The organism is Paenibacillus sp. sgz302190 (genome assembly GCF_059820445.1).
The window spans coordinates 94,614-117,273 of the sequence record NZ_JBZYAO010000020.1 but is presented as its reverse complement, the minus strand read 5'-3'; the positions used below and the strand labels follow the sequence as shown (position 1 = coordinate 117,273).

Here is a 22,660-nt window from a genome sequence, read left to right as displayed (position 1 = left end):
ATGGTAAAGAAATGACTGATTCTTTTAATAATAACAATCCTAGGTAACATTCACCGATTAACCATACAAATATAAATATAAGCTAAGTAAAGAAGCTATTAGCCACGCTTATTTACTTAGCTTATATAACGAAACGTTAAATTCTGCTATAGTTCGAATAATCTTTCTAATTCCACAATTTTATACAGTACATTATCTCGCTCATCTGTGCTTATTTCGTTATTTTGAGTTTTTAGTTTCAATTGATCTCGCAGGATGCTTAGAATTCCCTTAGATGTATAAGAACGATGTAAAGTATCGTAATTGTGAGGATAACCTGTTAATGCAATAGAAATCTCACTAATTTTATCGATTTTCTGCTGCGATAGGCTTGTTCTACCTTCTTCATACTCACTCTGGCTTGAGTAAGGAATTGCTCTTTTGTCTTTCTTCATAATTCTCTCCCCTTGTAATCATAAACCATGAATAATATTTTTATATGGAGTTGGTTATTGAAAAATTGTCTTTTTCTCTAATGCTCTCTATAATCTGCTCCTCTGTAATTACTACTGGTTTTAAATCCTGTCTGCTTCCGCTCACAGATGAATCTCCAATATCAATTAAGTAAGGAACTATCGTAAAACGATTTGTTGATATCATTTTAGGAAAATCATATATAGGACCACCGACTCTAAAAACAATATAATATGCTGTATTTACATGATAATGACTTTTCTCAAAGTTATTTAGATATGAGTGCAACTGAGATATCCCTTGAATAAGCTTCGTCTTACAGTCTTTATTGTAAGCTTTGCCTTCAATTAATATTGGAACATGATTCGACAAGTCCATTAAATCTGTTTGCAGATTCTCAGTCTGTATTTTACTTAAAACTGGAAAACCATTATCGAATAAGTATCTAGCTATCTCTTTTAAAAGAACAGCTTCCTTGCCCTCGTGATAATTTCCATTTTCAAACAATATCCCCCGCAATCTATCCTTGTCATACCACATACATCTTGTTTTAAATTTACCAACTACTTGTTCTATTAATAAATTCTCTGAAATTAATAATTTTAATTTATGCAGTACTTGAAACATCCTTTGGCGAATTTTTTCAACTAATTCATTGTAATTGGATTCGCCCTTTAGGTATTCCGCTTCGAATAAGGCTTTATTAAGAATATTTCTATCTCTTTTTGTGAAGATAAAATAATCAAAATCATCCTCTGAACTTTGAAATAATTGGTAGTCGCTGGAAGGACTCATGAATTTAACAAACCCTTCAAGAAATATGAATGCTACTCCAATCGAATTTTTAGTATACGTCAAATATCTTTTAAACTCTCTTCTCCGAGAAGCTTTATATTTTGTTAAATTATCAATAAAGCCATCTATATCATTTGTAAACAAAGCATTCAATTCAGACTTTTGGCGATACCAGTTAAATTGACTAATTAGTATTTCTATTGCTTCGCTTAATAAGTCTTTTTCCTGCAAATGATCATTAAATAGTCTTTTGTTATTAACTTGAGTGTTGCAAAAATCTCGCTGTCGAACTGACTAAATTAAAGTCAAGAAATTAGAACCATCGTCGAACAAGAGAATAAAAGAAGGACATCGAACCTTATTCGAGAAATTGTCGTTTACCACAACCACAATTTCCAATATAAAGGAGATGTCCCAATCTAATGGTATCCCTCTACCTGCCTATCGTCAAGTTTATTTTGGCTCTGAAATTGGAGTTTTCCAAACCGCAACTCGGTCATCTGTTTACCCTCGTTCATGGCATCATTCTCTGTGCCGGACGGAAAAATATCACACAAATTCAACCGCAAGGAGCAACCGTCATCTGAGCAGCACAACGAATTTCCTGAATCATTCTTCCTGGTGCGTCAATCGGATGCAACGCCGACGGATGCAGATGGTTATGAATCAAATTCATGCCAAACAGGCTAAAAACGGAGAAGGGCGGAAACTCGTATTTCTAATCGTCGACGATACGTGCTGCAAGAAAGACAGGTCAACTAAGAAAATGGAAGCACTCAGCTTCCAATATTCTCATGAAGCCGGAAAGTCTGTTTGGTGCCATTGTCTGGTTACCGCTCACGTAGTCGCACATGGCTGCTCCTATGCCTGGGATTATCGCCCTTATTATCAAGAGGCGTATTGCCAGCAGCAGCGACTTCCTTTTAAGAGTAAAAATGACTTGGCGTTAGAGATGATCGAGGTTTTTCCTGCCCAAGATGACGAGCGTGTCTATGTCCTCATGGATAGCTGGTACACCAGCGAAAAAGTCATTAACGCCTGCAACCGTAAAGGATTTCATGTCATTGCCGCAGTAAAAACCAATCGCCGGATTCGTCCGGCAGGGATATCGATTCCGATAGATGATTTCGCAATGCAGTATATCCGAAAGTCTGACCTCCACTCCGTTACGGTGGATGGTCAGGGGAAGTACTGGGTATACCCTTACGAGGGGGCCGTCAGCGAAATCGAAAACGTCAAGCTGCTGCTATCCTGGAAGGACGTGTATACCGCTTCGAGCAAACCGCAGGTTTGTCTCATGTGTACGGATCTGTCTTTGGATCTCGTTACGATTCAGAGATACTATCACGTACGCTGGAACATCGAGACGGGATACCGGAACTTTAAGGAGTTGCTGGGCTTTGACCAATACCAGTTGCTTTCGTTTACAGGCATTGAGCGATTTTGGGCTATCCAGTTCTTGACGCAAAACTTTCTGGAGTTCCAGCGACAGGAATGGCTGGAGCAGCAAGCCGAGTTGACGCTTGGTGATGTCGTGCGCCGCATTCGGGAAGAGTATTTGGGGCAGATCATCGTTTATGTGTATCAGCAGGCCCTAGAGAAGAAACCTCTTTTTGACATTCTTCAGCAACTCAAGCTGTCTGCCTAAAATCCAAGTGGCCGTTTACACTACAGGTCTGCCCTTTTGACCTTGTTCACGTGAAATTCGCAAGACTCAAGTTATTAAGTAAATTATCGAATCTTACGAATGATTCATCATAATTAGCACCCTTATTTTTGTCAAAAGCATCCATATTTCTATCAAATCCATACAAATGATTCTCAATGAATTCTTCTTTTGACGATATCTCTGTTGAAAAAGCCCATGGTAAATTCATGGTATTATAGTAATTTTTATGAAGAGCATACAAATAATCTATTGTTTTATTTTTTAAAATTTCAAGTTCGTTAATTCGTTCTTTTCTCGTTGAATGAAATTTAGACTGAGCGTCTCTTAATTTATTTAATTCTTTAACAATGCATTGCTTAGTCACCGTGTTTTGTAATAAAAATTGATACACTGAAACAACTTCAAATAATAAGTCTTCCCCCTGTAAATTTTTCAAGTACTCTTCTATGCTTTCAATCTGTTCTGTTAAACTTTTTATATCATTCATGATTTTGACTCCAAAAGTTTTATTTCATAAGAAAGTTTTTTTTCAATCACTTAATTCAAAATAAATGCAAAAAAATCCTATACTTTATTTGCTAAGGAGTAGAACCATAAGTTGTCTGTTTAACTGTCGAATTAGTTGAAGGCTTAACTGATGAAAATATTTATCCGGTGTACCTATCCCGGCTGCAATCAAAATAGCCATAAACAACACTAACCAGAAGGTCAGACGTTTGTATCTTTTCAAATAAAATTCCACACCTGACATAGACGGGTCGATGTAAGTCTTTTTTATATCAGCTAGATCTTTCTCATCCAGCACCACAAACTCCGATGCATAATCATCGAAAAGTGTAGTAATATCATTTGATTTTTTGCGTACGTAATTGCTGTTAATGAAATATGAGATGATGAAATAGAGGCAGTGAAACGCTAAGGCAAGTAGCAAAAACCATCTTTCGCCGCGCGATAGCCCCAGTGCCCCAGAAAATACCGCTGTGATAATCCCATTTTCATTAATCGATTGAATGTTGTTGGTTTAGATTGTGTCAAATCTAAGCCATGTGTGATGAGTCGCTTCAATGAAATATTTGACAAGATGAAATCCATCTTTTCATCTAAAAAGTAAAAATATACTACTAATATACCATATTTAGATAGAAAAATATAGAAAAAAATAGGACCTGATTCTCATCAGTCCTATTTCAAATTTGATTACATCGAATCAATACCGATTTTCATGTTTGAAAATCTACCTTTAAAATCACAAACAGCATCCCAAGTTCCTTCTGCATTATTTAACTCTTCATCATAGGGCAGTTTTGGGTTCAGATACGCAAATAAAATTTGATTTGCAAGTTCTTCATCGCATTGTATTGGTGAATATTGAATGGCTGCTCTTTGTTTTAAATTTTCATCAATGATAACATCACAAGTTATGACTAACTGAGCCTGTACTCTCCGTGCATTCAAATGGATCCCCCCCACTCCTACTCACTTATTAGATATGTATTCCTGTCACTAAATTCTTAACCCTTTTTTTTACCCGCACTAATCAGCAATAGATCCTAAGTATGTGTTATTACACTTTATACATTGATAAAACATGAGATGACTCTTCGTCGATCCTCCGCATTCAAAGATGGGATTGTCATTAAGATCCGTGTTCAATGTGACTTTTGACGTTGCCGCGCTGCGATTAATTCTTTGATATTTCATCGAAATTCGCTCCTTGGTTTTATTCTTGCTTCTATTTTCGCCAAGAATTAATCGTTCCAAAAGCCCTAATTAAATAAATCAAGCTTCTTTTTCATAAAATAGCCTCTGGATCCCAGACACAGCTAGTACGCAATTTTGCAGAAGTTCGCTTGTCACATCGGCCAAAAATGCTGAGCACCGAACACAATGGTTCCCAGTACAAACGTAAATAGCAACTCACCGATAACAAATATCGCTGAACTGTTTTGTTTTTTCTTGCTTATTCTATTAGTCATCTAATAGAACTCCGTTTCCTAGTGAAATTGCTTTCTTATAATAATAAGAGGCCATTGCAATATCGAACGCAGCCATCCCCATGGGATTAAAATAAATAGGATCATCTGCTGCAAACCAACATTTTTCTGTCTCACATACCATGTCTACAATTGATTTGGTCTGATCCTTGGTTAGTCCCCTCTCCCTTGCTAAGACCTCAATATCTGTATTCTCCCTGCATACCTCATCCCAATTGTCCACGATGATAGATTTGGTGTAATTAAGGATGTCTGGTGTATAATCTCTGAGCGACACGTTGAGCAATAAGGAGCCTGGTTTGGGTGGTGTATTAATGTATCGCTGCTTCGAGCCCGTGCAAGTGATGACAATGTCCGAGGCATCATATGCCTCAGACCAATTTGCCGCGATCGTGACTTTATGTTTTATCGTAATAGGCAGGTCATTGGCTTTTATACCGGCAATATCGTTAATGATGAATTTACTTATCTTGTCGCCAAACTGGTCCTCGAGCATCTGCAAATGAAGTTGGCCTATTGGCCCAAAACCGATAATGCCTACGACAACATCCTGAAAGTTACGTATTTTCTCATAATATTGAACAACAAGCCCGGATACGGCAGCAGTACGAATTCCGCTAATCAGTGCCGAATTGATAGTGGCTATCGCTTTTCCTGTTGATGCATCGTTCAAAATCGTAACCGAGTGGGCTCGCTGCATGCCTATTTTTACATTACCCGGAAAACTGGCAATCCATTTAATACCGGCAGCAAATAAATGGCCCCCTACAAAGGCAGGCATAGCAATTAAGCGGTTGGCTAAATCATGAAAACGTAAATAAGGTTTAACAGGCTGGTTGTAATTGTTGGCATGAAATAATCGTACGGTATCTTCGATAACACGTACCGATTCGGACCAGTCTACCCCACACTTCAACAAATCGGATGTATTCAAATACAACATAGCATCGCTCGACCTCCGCTTTTTTCTTCAGACATTTATCAAAGCATCGTTATGGCAGTTTCCTGTGACTGTAACCAAGCAAACCATTCTAAGTTGTATATAGTATCTAAGTAGGGCGTTCCGCTATCTGCACACAAAAAAACGACATTAGGCTTGACGCCCATGTCAATTGCATCAAAATAGTGTTGGATTGCATAATATACACTCCCGGTAGATCCACCTACGAATAAACCGTGGCGCTCAAACATTTCATGACAAGAGATTGCCGCATCGACCTCCGATACGTGAACCACCTCATCAATGCTAGCTTCACTAAGTATGCTCGGCTTAATACTTGAACCTATACCCGGGATATATCGTTTTCGAGGTACTTGATTAAAGATAACCGATCCTACAGTATCAATACCGACAATTTTGATATCAGAAAACTTCTCTCTCAGTATTTTCGAAAGCCCCGTTATTGTACCTCCAGAACCGACACCGATGAAAGCGTAGTCAAGCTTATTGAAAGAGCTATTCAACTCTTGGCCTAATCCGTAATAGTAAGCACGAAAACAATCATGATTGCCGTATTGATTAGGCCAGTAGCTGTCGCTTATCTTACTTTGTAATTGCTTAACCATTTGAATACGGTTTAACAGATACCCTCCCGTTTCATCGCGATCTATTACTTTTTCAACATCATAGGCCATATGCCTCAAAAGTTTTTCCGTTGTGGAAGATACGTTAGGGTCAATCACAGCAATAAATTTAATACCAATCATTTTACAAATGGTTGCAATTGCGATGGCGAAATTTCCTGAAGAAGATTCGATTATTACTGTATTTTCAATAATTTCCCCTCTCTTTATTGCCTCTAAAAGCACGTATATGGCAGGTCTGACTTTAATGCTACCAGTTAAGTTCAAAAACTCCAGCTTGCAAAATAAATTGATATGCATATGATCTAGCTGGATTAAAGGAGTCTGACCTACCTTATCGGCCAAATCCATTAGCTTATTCAACGTTCGATTTTGCCATATTAATTGTCTAGTCAACATCCTCGTCGACCTCCAATAGTCATTTGCGTCAACCTTTGCGTTCTATCTCATTTTATCTCGTTATAATCGAGTAGTTTCTGAATAAACATGGACATGACCGGCTTTAACTCTTCCATCACAGCCGCTACATCGGATGGCTTCATACGTCTGTTTCTATAAACACTTGCTACAAAATCATTTACCAAGCGGCTTGAAATCGTAATAATCTTGTCTCCTAATTGATAAAGTTCTTCGTCATCAGAAGGAGTGTACCAATCAAGCAAAGTCTGTACCCAAAGCTCCTTGCCTCCGAGGTTTACATATATTTCGTTCAGCAGTGTTTTAAATTGACTTGCCTCAAGGTCAGCCTGTTCAACCAGAGCATATATGTTATCGAGTTCTCTCCCCATATGTTGCTTTCGTCGAAGTGACGACAACAAACGATTGAATTGTTTCACATGGTTAAAACGAAGCGGTGATTCATCGTCCGGCAACCGCTCCAGTGTCAAAATGCATCTGGCATCTTTCGGCAGGAAACCGTAGATGTCTTCAATCGTTTGATACGTAGTGGTGAACTGTTCATACGAAACCTTCTGATTGTTCATACGTGCCAGATGATTATGATTAATCATCGTGTATAGCTGTTTATCCGCATCGTACCCGGTTAGGATCGTCAAGTGGTCCGTATGTTCCTTCATATAAAATGGTGTGTAGAATGTATAATACTCATCGAATGAAACCATCACGGGTACTTCATTATCCAGATGACTCGTAATCATCCGGTGCAGATTCTCTAAACCTTCAACCTTCTCAACATGAACACGGTACCCGAATTGTTTGAGCAGTTCGTTGTCCGAAGGATACCCGCGCAATTTCTCTTGATTGTTATAATCGAACAATGATCCTTCATCCTGCAGATCAAACCCACGTTTCATCCCGAGCAATAGTTTAAAATGTTGGATCAACGATACATCATCGGCTGTCATCATAAGGGCCAATCCCCTGTCATAACAGTCAAATTGCCGCCATGACAGCTTGTTTACAAAATCATATTCCCCTTGTTTTTTCGATACTTTCCGTCCTGTGCCTTCTTTCTTTATCGTGGTTTGGGCTAGGGGGACTGCTGGCTGTTGAGCTTTTCTTACCTGCTCGGTGCTCTGGTCTCCCTCGGTTTGCTCACCCGCGGCAAGAAATTGTGCAAGGTCTGCTACCGTTAAATAGTTAAAGATATCAGTGACGTCAACCTCTTGATTCATATGATGTCCAATATGACTCGACAGCCTGACCGCTATAATCGAGTCTCCACCTAAATCGTAGAAATTGTCGTAGATGTTAAGTACCTCGACACCTAAAACATCACCCCAAATATCAGCCATCTTCCGTTCCGTAGTCGTATACTCCTCTTCTTTCTTACCAAGCACTCGTACACGCTTAAGCTGTGTACCGATAGCGTGATCTTGACGAGCTGTCTCATAAGCTCGCTTATCGACTTCTATTTGAATGGTTTCGGCAAGCATAATTGGAAAATTTTCCTTTATGGTTCGAATGCGGTCATAATTTAATTCTCCAACGATAACCTGTCCTCGGGGCGCCATTAAGTGCTGCCTAAATGCGTGCAGTGCAACTGCAGTAGGTAGGGGTTTAAATATAGAGTCCTCTGACACTGCACCAAAATCGACTGCCATGCCCGTTTCCTTCCATGCACTCCACGCGATTGCAAGCGTAGGCTTACCTTTCATAGTTCTGGCTTGCGCGAATGCATCAAGGTAGGCATTTGCCGCCGCATAATCGCCTTGACCAACCCCTCCAATCCAGCCGGTTATCGATGTAAATACAATAAAGAAATCAAGCTTGTCATCTTCGGTGTGATGGTCTAGAACAGTCGCGCCGCGCACTTTTGGCAGTAGCACTTCGGTAAATACAGACTCCTGCTTCCTAAATAAGAAACCGTCTCCTGCAACACCAGCAGCGTGAATAATGCCAAGGATGCCACCGAACCGTTTGCGCAACTCAGAAAATAATGACTCTATCGCAGTGGAGTCAGCTACGTTAGCTTCACAGCAAATTAGAGTAGCTCCTGCAGCCCCAAGATTACGGATCTTCTGAACACGAGATGTCAGCTTAGCGTCATGTGACGATACGATAATATCATCCCATTCATCTTTAGGGGGTAATGCGGTCCTGCCGATCAATGCTATGGTTACTTTCGGATTCATTTTCACAAGACAGGAGGCGATTTCAAGTCCGATTCCTCCTAGCCCGCCTGTGATGATATACACACCCTGGTCCTTAATGGACACCTCCTTCACTTCAGAAACTGCATCGAAACGGTTTAGCTCCATTACATAACGGCTGCCATTGCGATAGGCAACAGGAGATTGCTCATTCAATACAGACTCTTGGCTTATTGTCTCTAATAAATCAACGTTTCCATCGACATCTATGCATATACAGCGCACCGTCCTATGCTCTTGATCAATGACATTTGCCAGTGATAATAGTGCACTGTTCCTCGGCACGACAACCCCGTCCTGAGCAGAAACTTGGTATGCACCTTCTGTAACAACACACAACGTAAGCCGGTCATGCAGCTTCTCTCTCAGTAAGGCGCGGAACAACCGAAATAAATCCGTTATTATCTCTTCATCCCCATTGTTCCATTCATCGGGAGCCTTGAATATGACGGTCTGAATATGGTTGCCTCGTAATCCAGACACCAGGACATCGAATGATTCCTGATCCTGCTTTCCATTCATAACAAGATCAAAGACGCGCTGACTTGCGTTTCTCTTACGCTGAAGATTCAAGTAGTCCCCCTTGTAACGGAACACAGCGATAGCATCTTGGAATAAACCAACCGCATCATGTGATTGAACATCTTGTTTCCAAGTCTGCCGCCATGTTAAGTTAGCGGAAACATCCGATTGATCCAGAAGACGTTGAACTGAACGTTCGTTCACCCGTTGGACGACATATTCATCAATACGAGCGAGTAGCTTTCCGCCAAGATCCATGATATGTAAATCAAATTTTACAATTTCGCCTTTCGTGGCGGAATCATCGTTTTTTGTACAAACACAATAGATTTCACTGGGAAGCGCGTGATAAACCGATACATTTTTATAAGAGAATGGAAGATACGGCTCGTTACCTAACAAACCACAATACAGCATGCTTCCTACAGCGCTATCCAGCAGTCCAGGATGAAGATAGTAGTGCTGCAGCCCTTCGGTTTCGGATAGCTCCAAGTGGCATAATACCGTATGGTCATTGACCCAAACCTTCTTCAAATTTTTAAAGCGTGGTCCATAATTCTGATCAATATTGCCATAATAGATGTTCTTTGCTTCGAGCACACTGCTGGCTTCCTGTTGCAAACTACTATATTCAAAGGTTTCAGCAGAAATCGGGAGGTTGTCGAACCCGAGCTTACCCTGTGCGTGTTCCCGCCAATTGTGATCACCTTCCCGCTTGCTGATCACTTTGAAGTGGATAAGTTCTCCTTCCCTGCGAATGATGCTCTGCACTTTACGAAATTCGTTTTCTGCCAAAATGATTGGTTCCAGAAACACGAAATCAAACAGTTGGGTAACCGGTATCCTTCTATAAGCTTGGCCTACTTGCAGCGCTATCTCAATATATGTCGTGCATGGAATGACGTATTGGCCGAACAGCTTGTGTTCAGCTAATATCCAGCTGTCAGTGCTGAAATTCGAAATGAATAATGATTGATCGATAGTGTCCCACACGTTTGCATGTAAAAGCGGGTGGGCTAACCGTTCGCCGTAGCCGATTACTTCTGCTTCCGATGATCGCTTTTCGATGCTTCGGATTCCGTTCACGTCTGGCCAGCACCGCTTGCGCTCGAACGGATATACCGGCAAATGTACCCGTTTGTTCGATTGGAACTGATAAAGCCTCTTCCAACGAACATCCGCACCTTGCGCATATACGTTTGCGAGTTCACGGAGGTCGTCTATAGACGATAAACGGATAAGCTGCTGCACCAAACGCTCTGCACGCTGGTTGAGATCGGCACTTTCGGCAGCGAAAGATATCTTCCCTACGGCTCCTGATTTCCTGGTTGATGATGGTTTATGCCATCCGTAAAAAAAATCAGGATGGACAATCGTTTCAAGATCACTCTCGTATGCCGTGTCAATTTTTGTAATCAAATCATCTATGCCTTCACATACAATGGATAATCTATGACTGTGATGACCTCGGCCAACATTGGCTGTATAACAGATGTTATGCAAATCAGCGAGTTGCACACCTTTTGAAGCGAACCATGACTTATAACGCTTGAGCAAGTTTTTTACGCTGTCAGCAGTTATGCCTGACAAGGTAAGAATACCGTTAGCAAAGGAAGATTCTTTCGGTTGTTTCTCTTCTATTGGTACAGGTGCCTCCTCTAACACGAGATGCACGTTAGTACCACTTAAACCGAAAGAACTGATTCCTGCACGTCGGACGACACTACCCACTTCCCAATGAGCCAGCGTATCATTTACATATACCGGCGAAGTCTCAAAGTGAATATTTCGATTGGGGCTTTTGAAATGCAGATGCGGTGGCAGCTGTTTATTCTTCATCGATAAAAGGACTTTTATCATACCAGCAATACCGGCGACATGGTCGGTATGCCCAATGTTTGATTTCACGGAACCGATCGCACAAAACTGAAGACGGTCCGTGTATTGACGAAAAGCTCGTTCCAACCCGTCTATTTCCACCGGGTCACCTAATTTCGTACCCGTTCCGTGGGCCTCCACGTAGCTGATGGTTTCTGGATCGATCCGGGCATCTTTCCAAGCTTGCACAATGACCTCTTGTTGCGCGATAGAATTTGGAGCCGTCAAGCCTGCGGAGGCGCCATCCTGATTCGCCGCGCTTCCTTTGATAACGCCATAGATTAGATCCCCGTCCGCAATAGCCTGTTCGAGAGGTTTTAAAAGTACAGTGCCGACACCCTCGCCCATACCGGTTCCATCTGAACGATGATCGAACGATTTCGTTTTACCATCTGACGAGAGGATACCAAGTTCATTGCTACCATCATCTAACGTCATTAAGATAATCTTTACACCACCAGCAAGCGCCATATCACACTCCCGCCTTCGAATAGACTGACATGCCAAATGTACAGCCATTAAAGAGGAGGAGCAAGCGGTGTCTACGAGCATGCTTGGGCCTTTAAGGTTCAATAAATATGAAATGCGGGAAGCAATGACGGATTTGATATTGCCCACCGTAGAAGACGGCACCAGTTCCGGATCAATTTCCTTTATCATCCGCTTATATTCTTCGCCGAAATCGTTGCTGAAACCGACGAAAACGCCAGTTCGGCTTCCCGAGATACAGTCACCTCCATAGCCTGCATCCTCAATGGCTTCCCAGCAGGTTTCCAGAAACAGCCGCTGGTTAGGATCCATTAGCCCAGCCTCTTTCGGTGATAATCGAAACAATGCCGGATCAAATTTATCGATCTCATCTAAATAGGCCGCTTTGCGAAATCGCATCTTTTCATGGTTTATACCGTTTTTTCGAAGTAGGGGCAACAGGTCCTTCTGCCTGTCGATAGGCAAATCTCTGATGCAGTCTTCTCCGTTTTTCAGACTATTCCAAAATTGTACCGGACTATTCGCATCGCCAAACCGACATGCCATGCCGATCACAGCGATGTTTCCGCTCCCCGCATTGTCCCGGTCTTCTGCCTGAGAAGATGTATGGCTGCTATTCAGCCTAAACCGATCCAGTCCCAGATACTTACTCACGTTTTATCCTCCTCATGTTCTACTCTATTACGTGTGTAGGGTAACGGTTCGCTACAATATAGGATTCCGATGTCCAGTCTCTAGAAACAGCTGATTATAACGCATTTCTTGTTCCTCCATCGGCGCTTGTTTCGCACGCATTATGCTCATGAGTAGTGAATAAGCAGTGTACACTTCCGTTGCTGTGGCCTGTACTTGCCCGCTCTCCAAACTTGCCCGCAATGCAAGTAGTTCCGCGTACGGCTCCGACACGCCGCGCTTATATTCACCGGCTTGTGGGTTGCGATTTTTGGTGCAAACAATGACCGCGAGAGCCCTGTCCACTAAGTGTGTAACCGATAATTGCAACCGTTCCTTCTCAGCTGCGATCCCTATAGTCACACTATCTATATCTTCCGACTTATCGAATCCGTATACATGGAACGGCATGTTACGCGCTAGGCTTTTCAACACGTTGCGCGGACCGATCTCGATAGCCGATGCTGCATATGCAGCAATATAATCCATGACCGCTTGCCAATGAACCGGCTGTATTAGTTGGTTCGCCAACTGCTCTACTATCTCGTCAGCTCCTGTATAAAGCCGGCCTGTCGCACTCGATAGTACCGGCCACTTCGGATCACAATATTGGAATTGACCAAGCACCTCACGCATGCGGTTTACTACAGGCTGCATAAGTGGCGAGTGAAAGGGTGCACTGACGTGAAGGGCGACTACCGGGGTCGCTCCTAGCTGCAAGCAGGCCTCCCCTACCTTCCGCACCTCTTCCGCGTGACCCGAAATAACGATCTGATGCGCCGCATTATAATTCGCAATAACAACGACCCGGCCGTCTTGGGAATACTCACTGCACAATCTTTCGATAACATTGGCCTCCAAACCGATGACAGCCAACATAGCGCCTTCATCTTCTGCAACGGCCTGCTGCATGAGTTGCCCTCTGTTTCGAACGATTCGTAGTGCATCTGCATAACGAATGGCCCCCGAACAAGCGAGGGCCGTTATTTCTCCTAAGCTATGACCCGCAGCGAGTGCAGGCTCGATATCAAATTCTTGTTGAAACACACGAAACGCGGCCATACTAACTGTAAGAATAGCCGGCTGGGCAAATTCTGTCATAGAGAGCTGTGCCATATCACCGGAAAAGCACATCTCTTTTAACGAATACCCTAACGCATCCTCCGCTTCTTCGAATGCTTCGCGAGCAACGGTGAAGCGATCGTAAAAGGTTCGTCCCATTCCCACATATTGAGATCCTTGCCCGGGAAATAACAACGTCAAGTTGTCCATCTATGTCTACCTCCCTACACTATATAACGTACTCGTTAAGCAACATCGTCAAGAGCCGCTCAAAGTCGTCAAGTAAATTCCTTACGCTGTCTTGATGCAAGAAGGAACCGTTACATGTGGTTCGGAAAAAGATACCATCTTGCGTAGCTTCTACGGTGTGGACAAGATCATGCTCTGTGTCATATACATGCAAATCGTTCGACAGCTCGCTGAACAGGGGGATCATCTCATTCGCTTGTCGGTGCTCCCACTTTTGCCTCCGCCAGAACGAATCCTCCCATTGGTTTGTGATCGCAAATTGCCGCTTTTGATGGACGTGAAGAAACATCTCCGAGAAATTGGCACATCGAATCAGCTCAATGCGAAGCGGAAGAACTGTCGAACCTTGGGCACCTTTTACCGCTTGCTCCAAATAAATATCCTGACTTCCCGTAATTTGTGACAATAAGTAAACGTAGAGGGCAAGCAAAATATCCGTAGCTTCAACTGACTCTTGCTCCGCCGCGCGCTGCAAGTTGGCATACCGCTCACCTTGAATTGGGAAATTCATCCTTATCCATTCTTGTCTAACCTGACGATCCTGTCTAATATACTCACGCGGCAGCCGAAGGAGTACCCCTTCCATCTCTTGCAGCCAATAATCGGTATCGTTTTCCGCAAAGCCGACATTCGATTCCGGTAACTGTTCCTCAATAAAATGGGCAAGTGCCGAAATCGTCGGGTACGCGAATAAATCCGCAATTCGAACCGTACCGGGATACAAAGCTTCCAGCTTCCCATGTACTTGGACGATGGCAAGTGAGTTACCACCTATCTCAAAGAAGTTATGGTCGACACCGTGCTCGTCCATATGCAGAAGCTCACGCCATATGTACCACAACTGCTGTTCGATCGGCGAATGCGGGTTCGTACATTCCGTTGCAACTGGTGCCGAGATGCTGATCTTAGATTCCGGGAGCGCTCGCCGATCCAGCTTGCCGTTTGGCGTCAATGGCCAGCGCTCCATATAGATGTACGAGAGCGGTACCATATACTCAGGCAGAGTCTGACGCAGTTGCAACTGCAGTTGTTTGGGCTCCATTTCTGCCTCGCCTACGTAGTAAGCTGTCAGAAAAGGATTCGCGGTTTTTTCCCCCGCTAATGTAACGACCGCCTCTCTAATGCTGGCATGTTTACAAAGCGACTGCTCAATCTCACCTAACTCAATTCGATATCCCTTCAATTTTACCTGAAAGTCGCTACGTCCCACGTATTCGATGCTACCGTCAGGTCTCCATCTTGCCAAGTCTCCGGTTCTATACATGCGCTGGTCTTGATGAAAAGGACAAGGAATGAACCGTTCGGCCGTCAGGTCGGTTCTGCCATAATATCCCCTCGCCACAGGCTCCCCTGCGATATAAAGATCACCAACAATATTGATGCCCGCCGGCTGCAATTTCCGGTCAAGAATGTACACTTGTGCATTCGGTATCGGTCTGCCAATCGTTACCTTATCCGCGCTAGTCAGATCCTGGATCGTAGACCAAATGGTCGTTTCAGTCGGCCCGTACATGTTATAGATTTTTGCTTTAGTCTGAGCTTTAAGTCGCTGGAGAAGCTTGAGAGGCAGCTCCTCCCCACCGATATAAATCATTTTTAAATGTTGGAGGGCCTCCGGCAGGTTGGAATCTTCCAGCAACAGTTGCAGACGGGACGGTGTCAGCTGAATCATATCTACGTCATGTGCAACGATCAGTTGTTTGATCGATTGCGGATTAACCTGATCATCCTCTGAAGCGATCATGATAGATGAGCCGTTCACGAGCGGTATGAGCGTTTCAAGAATAAAAATATCAAAGCTAATGGTGGTCAGCGCAAGCCAATTCCCACCATGGATGAAGTCGGCTGCAGCTTCTACTCCCGCTTTGAAAGCAGTGAGGTTGCGATGCTCGATCATGACGCCTTTTGGCCTGCCTGTTGATCCTGAAGTATAAATCATATAAGCAAGATGGTCAGGCGTAGCTTGTGGAAGCGGGTCAAATTCATATTCAGTATCGCCTTCCGTTTCATCCACATGAATAACTGTCGTCATGCCGCTCAGCTTATGCCCCAATGAACGATCGGCCACGGCCAAATTTATGCCGCTGTCTTCCAGTACGTATTGAATACGCTCTTCAGGATAATTGGGATCGATTGGGACGAACGCAGCCCCGGACTTTAATATACCGAGCAGACCGATCACCATATCGACGGATCTGTTCATGAACAGCGCGACGAAACGGTCCACCCCCGCGCCATTCTTAACTAGAATGTCCGCCACGCGATTCGCTCTATTGTTCAGCTCACCGTAAGTGAGTCCCAGCTTCCTGTCTTGTACAGCGCGATGATAAGGATGAAGACTTGCCCGTTCCTCAAATAGTTGTACAATTGTTTTCTCACGCGCATAGTGCGTGCTGTTATCGTTCCATCGGTCGATCAATAGCGACTGCTCTTCGGCAGACAAAAGAGAAATCTCCCCAATCGTTAACAGAGGATGCTCGACCAGCGATCGCAAAACCGCTTGGAAGTGGCCCGCCAAAATGTCGATCGTTTCCTTACGGAATAGTTCGTTGGAGTACTCAATATCTACAATAAGCCGCTTATTTCGCTCGATAATATCGAACGTCAGATCAAACTGCGAAGAATGCTGTTCGAATGGGTATGGGAGGATGCGCAGGTTACCATCATAATCGTACAGTTCCCCCTTGGCATCGCCCGTATTTTGCAGAATGAACATGACGTCAAAGAGTGGATTACGAGACGTATTCCGCTGAAGACACAGTCGATCAACCAACATTTCGAATGGATACTCCGTATGGGAAAGCGCCGCTAGCGTATTTTGTTTAATGTCTTCCATAAAATCGTCAACCCGTCTGTCGCTTCTCGGGAAGTTCCGCATGGCAAGCGTGTTAAGGAACAGACCTGCTATCCCTTCTAACTCCTCATAATTCCTTCCTGCAACCGGTGAACCGATGATAATGTCTTCATCACTACCATACTTGGCAAGCAAAATGTTGAGCGCTGCGAGCAGCGTCATGTATAATGTCGCACCGCGCTGTTGGCCGAAGCGAATGATGTGGTCGGTTAGTTCGGCATCTACCTCGAACGTCAGCACGCCCCCGGAATAGCGCTTTACATTAGGACGGGGGAAATCGGTTGGCAGGTTGAGTACCGGGAGTTGGCCCGACATGACCGAGCACCAATATTCCTCTTGCTTCTTATAGCTCGCATCTTGTAACCGGTCGTTGTGCCATACGCTGAAATCTTTGTACTGAATACGCAGCGAAGGCAAAGAACCGCCGTGATAGAAATGAAAGAATTCATTAATCAGAATGTTGATCGATACACCATCGGAAATAATGTGGTGCATATCTATTACCAATACATGATTGTTCGACCCTAAGCGGAACAATTTGCTTCTTATTAGCGGTGCTTTCGACAGATCGAAAGGTCGAATAAACCGATTGATTTCATCGTGAACGAACCCCCCGGGCGACTCATCGTGTTCTAATGTGAAATCGACCGCGTCAACGATGTACTGGACGAGTAGGCTGTCTTTAATCGCGAACGTTGTCCGGAAAGTTTCATGCCGTTCAATCAGCAATCGAAACGCTTCCTCAAACCGTTCTCTATTTAATTCTCCATCAAGTTGCAGCACGGTTGGAATGTTGTAGGCGACCGAACCGTTTTGCATTTGCTCCAGTACGTAGATCCTTTGCTGGGAAGAGGTGGCAGGATAATACTCCGCCCACTGTGCTGCCGGGATAGTCAGTACCTTCTCTTCATCCGCCGCGGGCGCTATGACGGTTGCAAGCTGACGGATCGTAGGGTTGGTGAAAATATCGTTGATCGTAACCGGCGGCGAGGCATGCTTAGCCAACCTTGTCACAATACCGATTGCTAGCAGCGAGTCTCCACCTAAGGTGAAGAAGTTATCATCCAAACTTAACGTGTCATACCCAAGTACTTCAGCCCAAATCTGCCCGACAAGAAGCTCATCGGCTGTGTTCGGGATCCCGTCCTCCCTGCCGGTTAGAATGAATGAAGTATTGAGGTCGATTGTTGGTACTGACGGCGTAGGTGCGTTTTGATAATCCTCCTTAGTAAAGATATCCTCAGAAAGTTTGATCTTCAGGGATGGCCTCCACTGCTTCAAAATGTCTAAATCAAATTGTCCGATAATCATTTGGTTTACATCTTTGGACAGAAGGGCGTCAAAGGCCTGCATTGCACCTGCTATCGGCATATAGCCAATAAAGCCCGGACCAGTGATTTCCTCAAACGCATACCAGTTCAATGCTAGCGCATTTTTTCCGTTATAACGGCGATATGCACTATAGGCATCCAGGAAGCTGTTCGATGCAACATAATCGCTGCCCGTGGCTCCGCCCCATATCGAGGCGAGCGAAGAGAACAGAATAAAGAAATCCAGACTGTCCGTTTCAACAAGAGCGTCCAGAACAACCGTTCCGTCCAATTTCGCCTTCAATCCCTTACGGAAACTGTCAAACGATTTGGTCGCGATCGGCTCGAACGATTGATGCATTGCACCATGAATTACTCCGTTAATCGGGCCGTAATGATCGTTCACCTCACGTACGATCGTCCTCATTTGTACGGGCTCTGATACATCTGCAGCGTAATAGAGGATCGTCGAGCCCATTATCTCTATATCAAGCATGGCCGCCATCTTCTGCGCTTCTACGAACTCGCAATCGGGACGGACAATCCAGTCGTTCCACTCCGGCTTTGGTGAGAGTGGAGTACGATTAACGATTACAAGTGTAATATTCGCTTTGCTTGCTAAATGCTTGGAGATTTGTAATCCAAGCTTGCCTGCACCACCTACGATTAAATAAACGCCACCAGCACGTATGGCGATCGGAGCAGAAGTATCGGCGAGTGAGTCGACATCACTTCTTCCCATTTCAGGGACGAAGCGCCCGTTCCGATAAGCAACCAACGAGTCCTCATGATTAAACATTATTTCATGGACTACGTGCAGTGCCAGTTCTTCGGCTGTCAATTGTCCGGTCGATAGGTCAGTAACGTAACATTGGAGCTTCGGATTTTCTTGTGGGATCACTTTAGCCAGGCCGACAATCGGTGCCTGTTCCGGATGAATCTCCTCGCTATCGGACACGGCCTGCGAACGGTCGGTTATAATCCGAATTTCAACAGATTGCTCCAAATTCAGCGCAATAAGTGCCTTCGTCAAATGAAATAAACTATACGATCCGAGCTCCTGCGCCCGTTGAATGTGATCCTGCGTATATGAGCCGTCTTGATGCGGGATGTCCAACGACCACAAGTGCACGATACCTTTCAGGTGGACGCTTTCTTCTTTTAGCGAATGAAGCATTTGTACGTAATGATTATGCTCCCTAACATTTATGCTGAATTGATTTGAATGCTCCTGAATAAACGATTCCCCTGGACTAACGGTGTAGACCCCGTTGCCATTAGAGAGGAGCATTTGTGCTAATGCATCTCCAACGCCCTGTTCATCTACAAACACAAGCCAATTGCCTGGCTGAGAGGTGCGGGAGTACGCCTTTTTCAGTTCTGTCCCTTTCCAAACAATCTCGTACGTCCAGTCTTGATACACCTGAGGACGATAACTTGATTGCCCGATTATTAGCATCGTTTCGGCTATTTCACGGGAATCCTTCTGTACCGGATAAGAGCCGATCGCTTGGTAATTGGTATCCAGCAGAGCTTTCTCCCAGAGCTGGTGGTCGATCAACGGAGTGCTCTCCCGAAGCTCAGTATCTTTGAACGCCCACCAACCTTCGGCAAGTCCCCAGATCAGGTTCGTGGATGCTCGGTTTTTAACAAGCTCGATCGCACATAGAATACCTTTCTGCGCAAGCAATGTGTGGAGGTTGAGCAGCGAACCCCGAATATCTTGCGTGGCACGGATCACATTATAAGCAATAATGACATCGTAACTATGAAGCTTAAAGCCTTGCTCGCTTAGTCGCTTCTCGATGTCCAACAACTTGTAGTGCAATCCTGGATATTCGACCTCGAACTGTTTTTGGGCTTGAATAAGCTGGGAGTTGTCGATATTGGTAAACGTATATTCGTACTGGGCGTCTTTAATTTTAGGAAGTAGCAACTGCGTCAAGCTTCCCGTCCCGCCGCCTACTTCGAGAATTCGCAATTTGCCATGAAATGAACGAATATATTGCGCAATCGTCTCAACGGCCATCAATTCGCACATATCGACGCGAGACTTGGCTTCGTCTTCAAATGATTTGAAAAATTGCGTTGTTCCGTCCGGATACAGCACTTGTAGCGGATTGATAGCTCCGGCCAACACGTCATCGTAGTGGGAAAGACAATGCCTCAACAATCGCCAAGTCCCTTGGTTGCCAGGGAAGCGATTCAAGCATTCCTCGAAGTAAGCATCTGCGTCGCCAATTTCATCTAAAGTTGTCGCGATATACCCCGATCCGTTAAATGTCACGAAACCAGTCTCAACTAACAGGCGGAGCACATATCGGAAGAGACGGAGCTGCTTTGCATCCAATCGCACGGCAGCACTTAATTCGTCGAATGCATGCGCCTTTTCCCCACGGAATAATCCCTTTGCATGAAATAACTGCATAAAATAAATGGCACAGTAAAGAGCTTCATTGTCGAATAAATTGGCAGACTGCTTATATCCGACATGTGTAAGCAAACTTTCGCCGAATAAAAATGTCGAACGTGCAATATCATGAATGTCGGCCTGTTCACGGACTGTAACGGTATGGCCTACTTCGGCTACCGTCTTATTCCCTGAACTAATTACATCCTTAGTGGAAAAGTCACTGGTCCAATGACGCGTTTTCGCAAAAGGATACGTCGGTAGCGGTACCCGTCTCCACGCCGACCCTAAATAGAACTCCGTCCAATCGATATCTACGCCGCTGGCAAAAGCTCTGGCCGTCGCTTCGGCTTTTGTCTCATCCTTGAATAGATTGACATTACCGCCTAATCCCCCGGTACTTCCGAAAAAGACACCTTTTTCTGCCGCAGGCGGCCAGCCTTCTTCTTGTGGCCAACGTTCGACAAGTTGTGTCAGTTTGCTTCTCAACTCTTCTTTACTCGCGGTGGCAATGGCGATACGATAGCGATAGGCGTCTCTTCCACAGCCGGAAGTGGCACAGATATCAATCAGGTGATGTTCTGTGGTTGTTATATATTCGGTGAATCGACGCACGTACGCCGACAGGGAGGCAAGCGTTCTGGCCGACAACACGAGCACACCCTGCATCGGCTCATGCGAGCAGTTACGCTGTTCTTTTAAGTCCGATTCTTCAAGAATGACATGAACATTCGTTCCGCTTAGACCGAACGCACTTACGCCAGCGCGGCGGATAGGTTGCCAGTCGCTTGTTTTCCAAGGTAGCAATGTCTCATTGATGTACACAGGCGAATCAATGAAAGGGATTAGTGTATTAGGTTTTGTCACATGCAGCGTTGGCGGGATCTTACGATGCTGCATCATTAATACGACCTTAATAATTCCCGCTATGCCGGATGCGGCTATCGTGTGGCCAATGTTACTCTTCAACGAGCCGATTGCACAAAATTGTTTCCTGTCAGTATGGAAACGGAACGCGTGTTGAAGCCCTTCAATTTCGATCGGATCTCCTAACCGAGTGCCCGTCCCATGTGCTTCGATATATGAGATTGTCTCAGGGTTAATTTTGGCTCGTTTCCAAGCCATGCGAATCGTGTCGCTTTGTGCAATAGCGTTCGGTGCGGTGATTCCACTAGACCGTCCGTCGGAGTTGATGGCAGACCCTTTAATCACAGCGTGGATGTAATCCCCATCTTTAATCGCCTGATCGTACGCTTTTATATATACAACTCCAAGCCCTTCACCGGTAACCGTGCCGTCCGCTGAATCATCGAACGCCTTGGTCCGGCTACCTGGAGATAAAATACCGAAATCGGTGTTCTGCTCAATTGGAAAAAGCGATAGATTTACGCCGCCGACTAATGCGCGGTCACAATCATGGTTTTGAATTGCCATGCAGGCCTGATGCAGTGCGGTGAGGGATGAAGAGCATGACGTATTGATGAGCTGGCTTGGCCCAAATAAATTCAAATGGTATGAAATGCGCGATGCGATAATGGCTGCAACATTGCCCGCCATCGACGAAGCGTCAACCTTATCCAAATAACGCTGATATTGCGACTCATTGTCGCAATATCCGACGAAGACACCGGTGCAACTGCCGTTCATCATGGCAGAACTATACCCCGCATGTTCAATCGCTTCCCATACGAGTTCCAGGAACAGCCGCTGATATGGGTCCATACTTCGAGCCTCGGCAGGGGAAATATGGAAAAAGGCATTGTCGAAATGATCGACATGCTGAAGATAACCAATCTTTGCAAAGCTGTAATTCTCATGTCCAAATATCTTGTCTGCAAGCCCGGCTATGTCTGGAACTCGTTCTTCAGGCGGAGTTCCAACCGATTCTTTACCGGAGGACAAGTTCTCCCAGAATTGCTGTAAGTTGTCGGCATCCGGAAAACGACAAGCCATGCCGATAATCGCGATGTCGGTATTGACGGCTTCGGCATTTTTTGCACTCGCATTCGTAAGCTCCGTCAGCATTGCAAGCGCATCCTTCTCATCCACGCGTTGAGCGGCAAATTGTTCGAGAATGTACATTTTCGTGAGTTTCATTTCATTCACC

At 44.5% G+C, this 22,660-nt stretch carries 11 protein-coding genes; 2 read left to right on the top strand and 9 right to left on the bottom strand.

Annotated features, from left to right (window positions below):
• Positions 1-146: 146 nt before the first annotated feature.
• On the bottom strand, positions 147-434 hold the full coding sequence (locus AC6RNO_RS21735; protein WP_497106724.1) for a hypothetical protein: 288 nt from the start codon (positions 432-434) through the stop codon (positions 147-149).
• A gap of 40 nt (positions 435-474) precedes the next feature.
• Positions 475-1,479, bottom strand: coding sequence for a hypothetical protein (locus AC6RNO_RS21730; protein ID WP_497106723.1), 1,005 nt, complete (start codon positions 1,477-1,479; stop codon positions 475-477).
• Between the two features lie 191 nt (positions 1,480-1,670).
• Here AC6RNO_RS21730 and AC6RNO_RS21725 point away from each other — a divergent pair, with 191 nt between their 5' ends.
• Together AC6RNO_RS21725 and AC6RNO_RS21720 are read left to right on the top strand one after the other, a co-directional pair.
• Positions 1,671-1,835 (top strand): hypothetical protein, encoded by a 165-nt coding sequence (locus AC6RNO_RS21725; RefSeq protein ID WP_497106743.1) that lies wholly within the window; start codon positions 1,671-1,673, stop codon positions 1,833-1,835.
• The gene (locus AC6RNO_RS21720) at positions 1,778-2,896 is read left to right on the top strand and encodes an IS701 family transposase (RefSeq protein ID WP_497106742.1); all 1,119 of its coding nucleotides are present in this window, start codon (positions 1,778-1,780) and stop codon (positions 2,894-2,896) included. Before AC6RNO_RS21725 ends, AC6RNO_RS21720 begins: the two co-directional genes overlap by 58 nt.
• A gap of 46 nt (positions 2,897-2,942) precedes the next feature.
• Here the strand turns inward: AC6RNO_RS21720 and AC6RNO_RS21715 are convergent, their stop codons facing one another.
• The 7 genes from AC6RNO_RS21715 to AC6RNO_RS21685 all read right to left on the bottom strand — a co-directional run bounded on the left by AC6RNO_RS21715 (position 2,943) and on the right by AC6RNO_RS21685 (position 22,650).
• A complete protein-coding gene (locus tag AC6RNO_RS21715; protein WP_497106721.1) occupies positions 2,943-3,404 on the bottom strand; it encodes a hypothetical protein in 462 nt (153 codons plus the stop codon).
• Between the two features lie 710 nt (positions 3,405-4,114).
• On the bottom strand, positions 4,115-4,372 hold the full coding sequence (locus AC6RNO_RS21710) for a hypothetical protein (protein WP_497106720.1): 258 nt from the start codon (positions 4,370-4,372) through the stop codon (positions 4,115-4,117).
• 513 nt (positions 4,373-4,885) lie between these two features.
• Entirely contained in the window at positions 4,886-5,854 is a 969-nt protein-coding gene (locus AC6RNO_RS21705; RefSeq protein ID WP_497106719.1) for a 2,3-diaminopropionate biosynthesis protein SbnB, read from the bottom strand.
• Between the two features lie 38 nt (positions 5,855-5,892).
• On the bottom strand, positions 5,893-6,894 hold the full coding sequence (sbnA, locus tag AC6RNO_RS21700) for a 2,3-diaminopropionate biosynthesis protein SbnA (RefSeq protein ID WP_497106718.1): 1,002 nt from the start codon (positions 6,892-6,894) through the stop codon (positions 5,893-5,895).
• A 47-nt stretch (positions 6,895-6,941) separates the two neighbouring features.
• A complete protein-coding gene (locus AC6RNO_RS21695) occupies positions 6,942-12,650 on the bottom strand; it encodes an SDR family NAD(P)-dependent oxidoreductase (protein WP_497106717.1) in 5,709 nt (1,902 codons plus the stop codon).
• 51 nt (positions 12,651-12,701) lie between these two features.
• Complete coding sequence (gene fabD / locus AC6RNO_RS21690) at positions 12,702-13,940, bottom strand: ACP S-malonyltransferase (RefSeq protein ID WP_497106716.1); 1,239 nt, start codon at positions 13,938-13,940, stop codon at positions 12,702-12,704.
• 19 nt (positions 13,941-13,959) lie between these two features.
• The gene (locus tag AC6RNO_RS21685; protein WP_497106741.1) at positions 13,960-22,650 is read right to left on the bottom strand and encodes an amino acid adenylation domain-containing protein; all 8,691 of its coding nucleotides are present in this window, start codon (positions 22,648-22,650) and stop codon (positions 13,960-13,962) included.
• Positions 22,651-22,660 lie beyond the last annotated feature (10 nt).

Bases quoted from the DNA above. Each gene is read 5' to 3' on its own strand.
- AC6RNO_RS21705 (WP_497106719.1), bottom strand. From the start codon at position 5,854: ATGTTGTATTTGAATACATCCGATTTGTTGAAGTGTGGGGTAGACTGG.
- AC6RNO_RS21725 (WP_497106743.1), top strand. From the start codon at position 1,671: ATGGTATCCCTCTACCTGCCTATCGTCAAGTTTATTTTGGCTCTGAAA.
- AC6RNO_RS21735 (WP_497106724.1), bottom strand. From the start codon at position 434: ATGAAGAAAGACAAAAGAGCAATTCCTTACTCAAGCCAGAGTGAGTAT.
- AC6RNO_RS21715 (WP_497106721.1), bottom strand. From the start codon at position 3,404: ATGAATGATATAAAAAGTTTAACAGAACAGATTGAAAGCATAGAAGAG.
- AC6RNO_RS21685 (WP_497106741.1), bottom strand. From the start codon at position 22,650: ATGAAACTCACGAAAATGTACATTCTCGAACAATTTGCCGCTCAACGC.
- fabD (WP_497106716.1), bottom strand. From the start codon at position 13,940: ATGGACAACTTGACGTTGTTATTTCCCGGGCAAGGATCTCAATATGTG.
- sbnA (WP_497106718.1), bottom strand. From the start codon at position 6,894: ATGTTGACTAGACAATTAATATGGCAAAATCGAACGTTGAATAAGCTA.